The sequence below is a fragment of the Streptomyces sp. NPDC057287 genome, from assembly GCF_042667905.1.
Taxonomy (GTDB): domain Bacteria; phylum Actinomycetota; class Actinomycetes; order Streptomycetales; family Streptomycetaceae; genus Streptomyces.
The window spans coordinates 412,023-424,339 of record NZ_JBHUYV010000005.1 but is presented as its reverse complement, the minus strand read 5'-3'; the positions used below and the strand labels follow the sequence as shown (position 1 = coordinate 424,339).

Below are 12,317 nucleotides of genomic sequence, written 5' to 3'. Positions count from 1 at the left end.
GAGGCCGTCCGGGCGCGGCACTCCTCCGACGCGCTCCGGCCGTTCCGCTACGAGGGGGGCCCTGGCCCCCGGCGGGCCGCCCGTGGCCGGTGTGCTGGGGAGCGCCAGGGCCGCCTGTGGTCCGTGCGCTGAGGGGCACTCAGGTCTCTGCGGCCGGGCCCTTGGAGCGGATGTTCACCGGTCGGCGGTACGGCTTACGCACGGGCACGCGTCCAGCCGGAGCCGAGCGACGTCCACGGCCTCGAACAGGACAGTCGGAACTGCGGGTGCCATCGACGCGTGCGGACCCTTAGCCCGTTCGCCGTCCCGAGCGTGACTTTGCCTCAGTTCTCGGTGCGAATCGGGTGACCTGCGCAAACGATCGCTGTTGGACGCTGCCCAGCGCCTGGCCGGGTGACGTGGTGGGTGAGGCCTCGTGTTGCGCGGGTGACGGACTGTCGGTTGCCTCGGAGGCACAGCAGAGGTGCCGCCCAGACCGGCCGGACCCTGCTCCCGTTGGAGGATTCCTCATGCGCAACACACGCGTCGGTGCGGGTATCTGTCTGGCCGTGGGCTCCCTCGCACTCGCGGCCCCGGCCGTGGAGGCGGCGGCAGACCCCTCGGGCGACCAGACCATTCGCATCAGCCCCGCGAAGGCCTCGCCCGGTTCGGAGGTCACCGTCAGCACCAGAGCCTGCGGCAACGAGACCTACGGCAAGGGCACGTCGGAGGTGGCGGGAGCCTTCCATCTCTTCGAGGGCGACCGCAAGGGTGTGCTCGTCGGTGTGTTCGAGGTTCCGAGGGGGACCCGGCCCGGCACTGACACCGTCACCGTGAAGTGCCCTCCGCGGATCAAGATCACGGACACGTACGAGATCGCCGACCGCGCGCCCTCCGGCGGGGTCGACGCCGGTTTCGGATCCCCCACCGACCACGACACGCAGCTCGTGTTGGGGAGCGTGCTGCTGGCCGGGGCCTTGGCCGGGGGAGTGCTCAGGATGCGCCGTAGGACCGCAGAGGCCCGCTCCTGATAGTGCGATCTGCGTCCGCGGTGCAGCGTCCTCCCGGTCCGTAGCTCCCTCCCTGCGGTCTTCGTCCGCGAGCCCGCATGCCGCACCGGTCCGGCCCCGTGCGATGCCGCACCGATCCGGCCCCGTGCGACCTACGTCCGCGGGCCCGGACGCCGCACCGGTCCGGCCCGGCGGACACCCCACCCACCCGCTGCGAAGCAGAGGCACACGCGATGGATACCGGGCGCAGGACCAGAACCACCCCACCCCCGTCGTTCCCGGCGGTCAAGCACCTCGTCTGGGCCCTGGTTGCGGGCACCGCTCTCGTGGCCGGCGGGCTGCGTGACGACACACCCCCGCAGCCACCGGTCTCCGGTGCGGCAGCCGCCGAACCGGCCGCCGCCCCCGCCCCGGTGGCACCGGTCGCCCCGGCGATGCCCGCCCCGTCCTTGCGGGCCCCTGCCTACCTGGTCCCGGACCGCCTCCTTCCCGAACCGTTCTCCTTCGTGCGGCGCCCCTCTGTGCCGCCGGTACTCCTGCCCGGGCCGCCCGTCCGTCCGGCGCCCCTGCTGCCACTGCCGGAACGGCCCGTTCCGGCAGGCCCGGTGCCCACGAGTCCCGCGACGAAGGGCCAGGACGCCGGTCGGGCTCCGGCCGGCACCACCCCGGCTCCGCGTCCCTCCGTACACCCGCTCCCGCCCTCGACGCCGCTGAGGCTGCGGATTCCCGCGGTCAAGGTCGACGCGCCCATGATGGAGCTCGGCCTCGACGCGGCGGGAGCTCTGGAGCCTCCGCCCGACAACAACCCCGTACTCACCGGCTGGTACGCCGGTGGAACTGTGCCGGGCGCCACGGGCACCGCCATCACCGCAGGGCACGTGGATACTCGCCTCGGCCCCGGTGTCTTCCAACGGCTGGGCTCCGTGCGCAAGGGCGCCGTCATCGAGATCGCCCGGGCCGATCAGCGCACCGCCGTGTTCACGGTCTACGCCGTCGAGGTCTACGACAAGAAGAACTTTCCCGACGCGAAGGTCTACGGCCCCTCGGCCCGGCCCGAACTGCGGGTGATCACCTGCGGCGGCCCTTACAGCAAGAAGGCCGGCTACGAGGACAACATCGTGGTCTTCGCGTCTCTGACCGCGACGCGGTGACCGGGGGCCGCGGTGACCGGGGCGCGCTGATGGCCCCGGGGCGCGGGCCGCCTCAGCCGGCCTCCCTCAGGTCGACGATGCGCCTGATCTTGCCGACCGACCGCTCCAGGGTCTCCGGCTCGACGATCTCGACCCCCACGCTCACGCCGACCCCGTCCTTCACGGCCGCCGCGATCGACAGCGCCGCCGCCTCGCGCTCGTCCGTCGTCGCGCCGGGCCGTGCCTCCGCCCGTACGGTCAACGCGTCCATCCGCCCCTGCCGGGTCAGCCGGAGCTGGAAGTGCGGGGCCACCCCCGGCGTCCGGAGCACGATCTCCTCGATCTGCGTGGGGAAGAGATTCACCCCGCGCAGGATCACCATGTCGTCGCTGCGCCCGGTGACCTTCTCCATGCGCCGGAAGACGCGTGCCGTACCGGGCAGCAGCCGTGTCAGGTCCCGGGTCCGGTAGCGGATCACCGGCATGGCCTCCTTGGTGAGCGAGGTGAAGACCAGCTCACCCTCCTCCCCGTCCGGCAGGACCTCGCCGGTGAACGGGTCGACGACCTCCGGATAGAAGTGGTCCTCCCAGATGTGCAGGCCGTCCTTGGTCTCGACGCATTCCTGAGCCACGCCCGGACCCATCACCTCCGACAGCCCGTATATGTCGACCGCGTCGATGGCGAACCGTTCCTCGATCTCGCGGCGCATCTGCTCGGTCCACGGCTCGGCACCGAAGATGCCGACCTTCAGCGAGGTCGTGCGGGGATCGACCCCCTGGCGCTCGAACTCGTCCAGCAGGGTCAGCATGTAGGAGGGCGTGATCATGATGATCTCGGGCCGGAAGTCCTGGATCAGCTGCACCTGGCGCGCCGTCATGCCTCCGGAGGCCGGAATGACGGTGCAGCCCAGGCGCTCAGCACCGTAGTGGGCCCCGAGGCCCCCTGTGAACAGGCCATACCCGTAAGCCACATGAGCCTTGTGCCCCGGGCGTCCGCCCGCCGCCCTGATCGACCGGGCGACCACGTCCGCCCAGGTGTCGAGGTCGCGCTCGGTGTAGCCGACCACCGTGGGCCGGCCCGTCGTGCCGCTGGACGCGTGGAGACGCCGCACCTGGTTCTCGGGAACGGCGAACATTCCGAACGGGTAGTTGTCGCGCAGGTCGGCCTTGACGGTGAAGGGGAAGCGGGAGAGATCCGCGAGCGTCCGGCAGTCCTCGGGCCGCAGCCCCGCCCTGTCGAAGGACGAACGGTAGAAATCGACGTTCTCGTAGGCATGCCGCAGTGTGGTCCGGAGTCGTTCCAGCTGCAGGGCTTCGAGCTCGCCTCGGTCGAGCCGCTCGCCGGCGTCCAGCAGTGCGGTCATACGGATCATCCCCTCGCCGACCGACGACCGACCGTTCGGTCGCCTCCTGGGAGCAGTAATTCAGGCGCTGGGGGGTTCTGGCAAGGGGGAGGTGCCGCCTGTGGAAAACTCCTGGTCCGAACGCCGGCTCGGTGAGTCCGGGGTGGTCGTCGGGTCGTCGCCCGAGCGGCCGGTGGAACAGGCGGGAGGACTCCCCGATCGACGCGTGGCGCACTCCGCATGAGCCCGCTGCCGTCGAAATCCCCGTTCTCGTTGTCGAAGGAGCGGTTCCAGTGGCCACCGTCGTGGTGCCGTGCGTGGGCGAAAGCACACGGCGACCCGGTCGACGTCGTGCACCCGGAGCTCCTCCGGCCGGGCGCGCCTGTGCCCGTCTCCTGGCAGGGATCGCCGTCACCTGATTCGCTGTGGGCGTACGCACCCGCAACGCGCCGCCCGCCCTGTTTGGATGAGAGCCATGCCGATCTTCAACACGTACGACGGAACGGCCCTCGCCTACCACCTGGTGGGCGAGGGTGAACCACTGATATGCCTTCCCGGCGGGCCCATGCGGGCCGCCCGCTACTTCGGCGACCTCGGCGGACTGTCCCGCGTGCGGCAGCTGGTGCTGCTCGACCTGCGCGGCACCGGGGACTCCGCTGTCCCGCAGGACCCGTCGACCTACCGGATCGACAGACTCGTCGAGGACGTCGAAGCGCTCCGCGCACACCTCGGACTCGAACGTGCCGACGTGCTGGGCCACTCCGCCTCCGGTGAACTCGCGGCGCTCTACGCGGCGAAGTACCCCCACCGGCTCCGCTCCCTCACGCTCGTCACACCCGGGACGGGCACCCTGGGCCTTCCCGCCACCGACCAGGACAGGCGCGACGCCGCCGAGCTGCGAGCCCACGAACCCTGGTACGCCGGGGCCAGGGCGGCACTGGACGAGATCCAGGCCGGACGTGCGACGCCCGAGTCCTGGGCCGGTATCCGCCCGTTCATGTACGGACGCTGGGACGCCGCGGCCCAGGCGCACGCCGCCGGATCCCCCGCGCAGCGCAACGCCGAGGCCGGCTCGCTCTACTACCCGGAGGGTGGGCTCGACGCCGAGGCCACGGTCGCCGCCCTGCGGGAGCTGCAGGTCCCCGTGCTCGTCCTCGCGGGGGAGTACGACGGCGGCCCCAGCCCGGACCGCGCGGCGGAACTCGCCGCGCTCTTCCCCCGAGCCGAGTTCGTCGTCCAGCGGGGCGCGGCCCACTTCCCCTGGCTGGACGACTCCGGAGCCTTCGTCCGCGCCGTCACCGCCTTCCTCGACCCCGAGGTCAGCAGCGTGCAGGCAGGTGGGATCCGGCTCGCGTACCGCACCTGGGGCGACCCCTCGGCCCCGCCCGTCGTCCTCGCCCACGGGCGGAGCGGCAGCAGTCTGGACTGGGCCGGCGTCGCAGAACAGCTCGCGGCCCGTCACCGGGTGTACGCACTGGACTTCCGTGGCCACGGTCTGAGCGACTGGCCGGGCCGCTACTCCTTCGAGTTCTTCCGCGACGACCTGCACGCCTTCCTGGAGGCCCGCAATCTGTCCGGGGCCACGGTGATCGGGCACTCCATGGGCGGCGCGGCCGCCCTGCTGCTCGCCGAGCGGCACCCCGCACTGATCGGGGCCCTCGTCATCGAGGACGCCCCGACCCTGCTCCCGCTCGATCCTCCCCGGCCGCAGGCCGAGCGGCCGGCGGGAGAGCTCGACTTCGACTGGCGGGTCGTCACCTCCATCGACGCCCAGCTGAACGCCCCGGACCCCGCCGGCCGGGAGCGCCTGGGTGACATCACCGCCCCGGCCCTCGTCGTCGGAGGTTCTCGCAGCCACGTCGACCAGGAGCAACTGGCCTGGATGGCACGGCAGATACCCGACGGGCAGTTCGTCTCCGTCGACGCGGGCCACCTCGTGCACACCGACGCCCCGAAGGCATTCCTCGACGCTCTCAGGGCGTTCGGCGTCGGCTGACGGGCCTCGCTGAGCCGTCAGCCGACGCCGCCCCGTCAGCCGCGGTGCAGCAGAGTCAGCATGACCTCGTACAGCGTGGCCTCCGGGTCCGCAGCCGCGCCTTCGGAGCGCCAGGCCACGAATCCGTCGGGACGCACCAGCACGGCACCCTCGGCGGAGGTGCCGTGTGAAGCGGCCCAGTCGCCCCCGTTCTCGGGCTGGAGGTCCGCGCCGGGGTCGGAACCGATCCCGAACGCGTCCAAGGGGATCGACAGGCGCTTCGCCACCGCCTCAGCCGCCGTACGCCACTCCGGACAACGGGCGTCGCACAGGACCACGAACGACTTCTCGTACAGGTCCAGCGTCGAAAGGCGCCCGCCGTCCCGGCCGAGCCACATGTGCGGTGCCCGGGTGCCCGGTTCGCCCGTCAGGCCCATGCCCTCCGGGACCACCGGAAGGCCGGGATCGACGTCCAGCACGGCGCCCCGCACGTAGCGGTAACCGAGTGCGACCGTGAGCATGCCGCCCTTGCGGCCGCCGGCCGGGCCGGGCGAACCCGCGAACCCCGGGTGGCTGTGCTCGCCGGAACGGGCCGACGCGCGCGCGCTCGTGGCCTGCGCGACCGGCAGCCGCTCCGCCTCGTACGTCCGGAGGAGCCCCGGCCCGGCCACCTCGTTGATCACGGCTGCCAGCTTCCACGCCAGGTTGTGCGCGTCCTGGATGCCGGTGTTGGAGCCGAACGCCCCGGTGGGGGACATCTCGTGGGCCGAGTCACCGGCCAGGAAGACCCTGCCGGAGCCGTACCGTTCGGCCACTCGCTCCGCCGCGTGCCACGGAGCCTTGCCCGTGATCTCGACGTCCAGGTCCGGCGCCCCGACCGCCCTGCGGATGTGCTCCGCGCACCGCTCGTCGGTGAAGTCCTCCAGCGTCTCGCCCCTGTCGGGCTGCCACGGGGCATGGAACACCCAGTGCTCCTCGTTGTCCACGGGCAGCAGCGCCCCGTCCGCCTCCGGCGCGGTCAGGTAGCAGACGATGAAGCGCCGGTCACCCACCACGGAGGCGAGCCGGCGCGAGCGGAAGGTGATGCTCACGTTGTGGAAGAGGTCACCCGGGCCCGTCTGGCCGATGCCCAGCTGCTCACGGACCGGACTGCGCGGCCCGTCGGCAGCGACGAGATAGTCCGCGCGCACCGTGGTGTGCTGCCCGGTCTCCCGGTCCTTCACCACGGCGGTCACCCCGTCCGCGTCCTGCTCGAAGGTCAGCAGCTCCGTGGAGAACCGCAGCTCGCTGCCCTGCGCGCGGGCGTGTTCCACGAGCACGGGCTCCAGGTCGTTCTGGCTGCACAGGCACCAGCCGCTCGGGCTGAACCTGGCGAGCCCGCCGCCCGGGTCGATCTCCTTGAACAGCCACTCCTGGTCGTCGCCCGTGAGCGACCCGGCCTGGAGGATTCCGTGGTTCTCCGCCAGCACGGATGCGGCGTCCCTGATCAGCTGCTCCGCGCCCGCGGCCCGGAAGACCTCCATCGTGCGGACGTTGTTGCCGCGCCCCCTGGGGTGGGTCGAGGTGCTGCTGTGTTTCTCCACCAGCAGGTGGCGGACGCCGAGCCGGCTCAGGAAGAGGGATGCGGACAGGCCCACCAGGGAGCCGCCCACGATGAGGACCGGTACGCGTAGGTCGACGTTCTCGTTCATCAGTTGCTCCAGCTCGGACGCATGACGGATGCAGTGTCCATGCCCTCGCGGGAGGTCTTCGGCCGGGCTTCGGACGACGCCTCACCTGAACGGTTCATAAATCTCGCGCCGCCCGTACCAGCGTTCCACGATCAGTCGCGGGAGCGATGCCCGCGATGCGGGCCGGACGTCGTGTGCCTAGGGCAGAGACCTGCGCCGCTTCCACCGAAACCGACGGATGACGAGGGGCCACGGGGCGTGGTCGCCGCACCGTCTCGAAGGAGAGCGAAAGATGACAACCCTCTCGGAACGGATATCTCAGTCCGCCTTCGACGGTTCGAGGCTCCGGGTCATACTGCTGCTGGACCTGCACGACGGCGCCCAGAACCAGTTCCTCGAGGCGTACGAGCACATGCGCAACCAGGTGGCCTCGATCCCCGGACACATCAGCGACCAGCTGTGCCAGTCCATCGAGAACCCGTCGCAGTGGCTCATCACCAGTGAGTGGGAGAGCGCACCGCCCTTCCTCGCCTGGGTGAACAGCGAGGAGCACGTCGCCACGGTGCAGCCGCTGCACAGCTGCGTACGTGACACGCGCTCCCTCCGCTTCAGCGTCCTGCGGGAGACCGGTGTCGCGTTCGAGGGGGCGCCCCAGCCCGCCAAGCGCAATCTCCAGTCCGCACCGCGGCTGGGTGACGGCGTCGTGCGTCACGCGCTCACCTTCACGGTGAAACCGGGCACGGAGGAGATGGTCGCGAAGATCCTCGCCGACTACGACTCCCCGCAGGCGCGCGTCGACGAGAACACACGGCTGCGCCGCACTTCGCTCTTCATGCACGGGAATCGTGTCGTGCGAGCCGTCGAGGTCGAGGGCGACCTCATGGCCGCTCTGCGCCACGTCTCCCGTCAGCCGGAGGTCAGGTCCGTCGAGGAGGCCATCAACCCCTACCTGGAGCAGGACCGCGACCTCAGCGACCCCGACTCCGCCCGGATGTTCTTCACCCGGGCGGCGCTCCCGACCGTCCACCACGTGACGGCAGGGCGTCACGCCGCCGGCGACGTGCAGCGGCACTCGCTCTTCTACCAGGCCAAGGAAGGCTGTGGCATGGCACTGGCCAGGCTGCTCGCCGGCCAGGACGAGGAGACGGCGAACGACGCCTCCAGCCCCATCGAGAGCAGCACGATCTTCCAGCGCGACGACATCGTGGTGCGGCTCCTCGAAGTGAGCGGCCCGCTCGGTGCGAAGCCCGCGCACGCGCTCGGCATCGGCGGCCACCGCAAGGCCGCCATGCTCGGCCGGCTGCTCGACGGCGGTGCGAACGGCCTGCCGACGAACGACGAGGAAGCCGCGCGCTTCCTCGCGCAGGCCGAGATGAACCTGATCACCGACCGTCGGGCCACCGAGTCCTGACCGTGTCACCGGCAGCACGGCCACCCCCGTGCTGCCGCCACATCGCACAACGTGCCTGGAGGAGAACAGCCATGACCACCCACCGGCCTCGCATCGTGGACCTCAGCGAGACTCAGCCCAACCGCAGGCGCGGGGGCGACCTGCGCGCCCTGCTCACGCCCACAGCGGTGGGCGCCACCAGCGGCTTCATGGGCCTGGCCATCGTCGCCCCCGGTGACCGCATCGGCGAGCACTACCACCCGTACTCCGAGGAGTTCGTGTACGTCGTGGAAGGTCTCCTCGAAGTGGACCTGGACGGCGAGCCGCACCCGATGCGGCCCGACCAGGGTCTGCTGATCCCGCCGCACGTCCGCCACCGCTTCCGCAACGTGGGTGACGTGGAGGCGCGCATGGTCTTCCACCTCGGCCCGCTCGCCCCCCGCCCCGAGCTCGGGCACGTGGACACCGAGGTCACGGAGACCGGCGACCCCAGTGACGGCTACGCGCCGCCAGAACGAACGGGGGCGGCCTCATGACCCGGCGTGTGGCCGTCACCGGCGTCGGCGTCGTCGCACCCGGTGGCATCGGAGCACCGGCGTTCTGGGACCTGCTCGCCAACGGCCGTACCGCGACACGCGGCATCACGTTGTTCGACCCGGCGGAGTTCCGTTCGCGCATCGCCGCCGAGTGCGACTTCGATCCCGTCGCCCACGGCCTGGACGCGGAAGTGATCGCCCGCTCGGACCGCTACATCCAGTTCGCCCTGGTGGCGGCCAGGGAGGCCTTGGGCGACGCGGGTCTCGACCTCGAGAGGGAGGACCCGTGGCGCATCGGGGTCTCCCTCGGGACCGCGGTCGGCGGGACCACCCGTCTGGAGCACGACTACGTCGCCGTCAGCGGCAGCGGTTCGCGCTGGGACGTCGACCACCGGCCGGCGGGCGCCCACCTCGAGCGGGCGTTCGCGCCCAGCACCCTGGCCTCCGCGGTCGCGGAGGAGGTCGGCGCGCACGGCCCGGTGCAGACCGTCTCGACCGGCTGCACCTCCGGCCTCGACGCGATCGGCTATGCCTTCCACTCCGTCGAGGACGGCCGGGTCGACATCTGTGTCGCCGGAGCGTCCGACACGCCGATCACCCCCATCACGGTGGCCTGCTTCGACGCGATCAAGGCGACCTCGGCGAACAACGACGACCCGGAGCACGCCTCCCGGCCGTTCGACGCCCGCAGGGACGGCTTCGTCATGGGTGAGGGCGGCGCCGTCCTCATCCTCGAGGAACTGGAGCACGCCCGCGCCCGCGGGGCGACCGTCTACTGCGAGATATCGGGCTACGCCACGTTCGGCAACGCCTACCACATGACCGGGCTGACCACCGAGGGACTGGAGATGGCCGAGGCCATCAACACCGCCCTCGCGCACGCCCGGCTCGACGGATCGCAGGTCGACTACGTCAACGCGCACGGCTCGGGCACCAAGCAGAACGACCGGCACGAGACGGCGGCGGTGAAGCGGGCTCTGGGCGCGCACGCGTACAAGGTGCCGATGAGCTCGATCAAGTCGATGGTCGGCCACTCCCTCGGCGCCATCGGAGCGATCGAGATCGCCGCGTGCGTCCTGGCCCTCAAGCACCAGACGGTGCCGCCGACGGCCAACTACGAGACCGCGGACCCTGAGTGCGATCTCGACTACGTACCCCGCACCGCACGGCCCCTCAAGCTGCGCAGCGTGCTCTCGGTCGGCAGCGGCTTCGGCGGATTCCAGTCCGCGGTCGCCATGACCCGATCAGGCGGGAGGACCCCATGAACACCCCGGCAACCCCGGCGCACCGCAACTCCGTCATCACGGGGATCGGTGTCGTCGCCCCCAACGGGACGGGCGCCGGTGCCTTCTGGAAGCAGACCCAGGAAGGCGTCAGCGTTCTCGACCTGGTGTCCCGCGAGGGCTGTGAGAACCTCCCGCTGCGGGTCGCGGGTGAGGTCAGGGACTTTGACGCGGTCGCGTTCATCGAGGAGCGCTTCCTCGTCCAGACCGACCGGTTCACCCACTACGCGATGGCCGCCGCGGACCTGGCCCTGGACGACGCACGGCTCGGACGGGCGGACTACGAGGGCGCGCCGTTCAAGGTGGGCGTCGTCACGGCCGCCGGATCCGGCGGCGGCGAGTTCGGCCAGCGCGAGCTGCAACGGCTGTGGGGGGAGGGGTCCCGCTTCGTCGGCCCCTACCAGTCCATCGCCTGGTTCTACGCGGCCAGCACCGGCCAGATCTCGATCCGGGGCGGCTTCAAGGGGCCGTGCGCCGTCGTGGCCAGCGACGAGGCCGGCGGCCTGGACGCGCTCATGCATGCCGCGCGTTCCATCCGGCGGGGAACGGACGCCGTCGTCGTCGGCGCGGCCGAGGCACCTCTCGCGCCGTACTCGGTCGTCTGCCAGCTCGGCTACGACGACCTCAGTCTCTGCGAGGACCCCACCCGCGCCTACCGGCCGTTCACCTCGGACGCCTGCGGCTTCGTGCCGGCCGAGGGCGGAGCCATGCTGGTGGTCGAGGAGGAGACGGCGGCCCGCGACCGCGGGGCCAGGATCCGGGCCGAGCTGGCCGGACACGCCGCAACCTTCACGGGCGCGTCACGGTGGGACGACTCCCGCGCAGGCCTGGCCCGGGCGATCGAAGGGGCGCTGCGCGAGGCCCGCTGCGCGCCGGAGGAGATCGACGTGGTCTTCGCCGACGGGCTCGGCGTCCCCGCGGCGGACCGGGCCGAGGCGCTGGCGATCGCCGACGCCCTCGGCGCGCACGGACGGCGGGTGCCGGTGACGGTGCCCAAGACCGGGACCGGCCGCGCCTACTGCGGCGCCCCCGTGCTGGACACGTCGGCCGCCGTTCTCGCCATGGAGCACGGGCTGATCCCGCCGACGCCCAACGTCTTCGAGGTCTGCCACGACCTCGACGTCGTCACCGGCCGGGCGCGTCCCGCCGAACTGCGCACGGCGCTCGTGCTGAGCCGCGGGCTGATGGGCTCGAACTCGGCCCTGGTGCTGCGCCGCCCCACCGACACCCCGCACTGAGAAGGAGTAGTCCCTCATGACCGCTCAGCTGACCTACGAAGAACTGGCCGTCCTGATGAAGAACGGCGCCGGCCTCACGGTCGACCCGGCGGAGATGGCCGGCCGCCCCGGCTCGGCCTTCGACGAGTACGGCCTGGACTCGCTCGGGCTGCTCGGCATCGTGGCCGCGCTCGAGAACCGCTACGGCCGCCCGCTGCCGGCCGACGCCGACCGGTGCAAGACGCCCGGCGAGTTCCTCGACCTCGTGAACAACACCCCAGTGACAGGAGTCTGACGTGTCCGGACACACCGAGAACGAGATCACCATCGCCGCACCCCTGGACCTCGTCTGGGACATGACGAACGACCTCGAGAACTGGCCGCAGCTGTTCAGCGAGTACGCGGCCGTCGAGGTCATGAAGCGCGAGGGCGAGAAGACGACCTTCCGCCTCACGATGCACCCCGACGACAACGGCAAGGTCTGGAGCTGGGTCTCCGAGCGCACCACTGACCGCCAGGGCCGTAACGTACGCGCCCGCCGGGTGGAGCCGGGCCCGTTCCAGCACATGGACATCCGGTGGGAGTACTCGGAGGTCCCGGGCGGCACGCGCATGCACTGGCGCCAGGACTTCGCGATGCGCCCCGACGCCCCGGTCGACGACGCGTGGATGACGGACAACATCAACCGCAACTCGCGCGTCCAGCTGGAGCTCATCCGCGACAAGATCGAGCAGCGGGACCGCGAGCGTCGCTCCGCCGCGGTCCCCGCCAACTGATGTCCCGAA

At 71.4% G+C, this 12,317-nt stretch carries 11 protein-coding genes; 9 read left to right on the top strand and 2 right to left on the bottom strand.

Annotation, left to right across the window (positions count from 1 at the left end):
• Positions 1-509: 509 nt before the first annotated feature.
• Together ACFUNE_RS12655 and ACFUNE_RS12650 are read left to right on the top strand one after the other, a co-directional pair.
• Positions 510-1,010: a sortase gene (locus tag ACFUNE_RS12655; RefSeq protein WP_383565633.1), complete on the top strand. Its 501-nt coding sequence runs from the start codon at positions 510-512 to the stop codon at positions 1,008-1,010.
• A gap of 212 nt (positions 1,011-1,222) precedes the next feature.
• On the top strand, positions 1,223-2,140 hold the full coding sequence (locus ACFUNE_RS12650) for a class F sortase (RefSeq protein WP_383565631.1): 918 nt from the start codon (positions 1,223-1,225) through the stop codon (positions 2,138-2,140).
• A 52-nt stretch (positions 2,141-2,192) separates the two neighbouring features.
• Here the strand turns inward: ACFUNE_RS12650 and paaK are convergent, their stop codons facing one another.
• Positions 2,193-3,482, bottom strand: coding sequence for a phenylacetate--CoA ligase PaaK (gene paaK / locus ACFUNE_RS12645; protein ID WP_383565629.1), 1,290 nt, complete (start codon positions 3,480-3,482; stop codon positions 2,193-2,195).
• Between the two features lie 454 nt (positions 3,483-3,936).
• Here paaK and ACFUNE_RS12640 point away from each other — a divergent pair, with 454 nt between their 5' ends.
• Positions 3,937-5,457 (top strand): alpha/beta fold hydrolase, encoded by a 1,521-nt coding sequence (locus tag ACFUNE_RS12640; RefSeq protein ID WP_383565628.1) that lies wholly within the window; start codon positions 3,937-3,939, stop codon positions 5,455-5,457.
• A gap of 35 nt (positions 5,458-5,492) precedes the next feature.
• On the opposite strand, the gene ACFUNE_RS12635 is transcribed toward ACFUNE_RS12640, so the two are convergent.
• Complete coding sequence (locus ACFUNE_RS12635) at positions 5,493-7,127, bottom strand: FAD-dependent oxidoreductase (RefSeq protein ID WP_383565626.1); 1,635 nt, start codon at positions 7,125-7,127, stop codon at positions 5,493-5,495.
• 271 nt (positions 7,128-7,398) lie between these two features.
• Between ACFUNE_RS12635 and ACFUNE_RS12630 the strand changes: the two genes are divergently transcribed.
• The 6 genes from ACFUNE_RS12630 (at position 7,399) to ACFUNE_RS12605 (ending at position 12,308) form a co-directional block, all read left to right on the top strand.
• A complete protein-coding gene (locus ACFUNE_RS12630) occupies positions 7,399-8,517 on the top strand; it encodes a TcmI family type II polyketide cyclase (protein ID WP_383565624.1) in 1,119 nt (372 codons plus the stop codon).
• A 71-nt stretch (positions 8,518-8,588) separates the two neighbouring features.
• A complete protein-coding gene (locus ACFUNE_RS12625; RefSeq protein ID WP_383565622.1) occupies positions 8,589-9,032 on the top strand; it encodes a cupin domain-containing protein in 444 nt (147 codons plus the stop codon).
• A complete protein-coding gene (locus tag ACFUNE_RS12620) occupies positions 9,029-10,297 on the top strand; it encodes a beta-ketoacyl-[acyl-carrier-protein] synthase family protein (RefSeq protein ID WP_383565620.1) in 1,269 nt (422 codons plus the stop codon). Before ACFUNE_RS12625 ends, ACFUNE_RS12620 begins: the two co-directional genes overlap by 4 nt.
• The gene (locus ACFUNE_RS12615; protein WP_383565618.1) at positions 10,294-11,553 is read left to right on the top strand and encodes a ketosynthase chain-length factor; all 1,260 of its coding nucleotides are present in this window, start codon (positions 10,294-10,296) and stop codon (positions 11,551-11,553) included. Before ACFUNE_RS12620 ends, ACFUNE_RS12615 begins: the two co-directional genes overlap by 4 nt.
• Positions 11,554-11,569: 16 nt before the next feature.
• Positions 11,570-11,827, top strand: a complete 258-nt coding sequence (locus ACFUNE_RS12610) for an acyl carrier protein (protein ID WP_329225303.1) — start codon at positions 11,570-11,572, stop codon at positions 11,825-11,827.
• 1 nt (position 11,828) lies between these two features.
• Positions 11,829-12,308 (top strand): SRPBCC family protein, encoded by a 480-nt coding sequence (locus tag ACFUNE_RS12605; protein ID WP_383565616.1) that lies wholly within the window; start codon positions 11,829-11,831, stop codon positions 12,306-12,308.
• Positions 12,309-12,317: the final 9 nt, after the last annotated feature.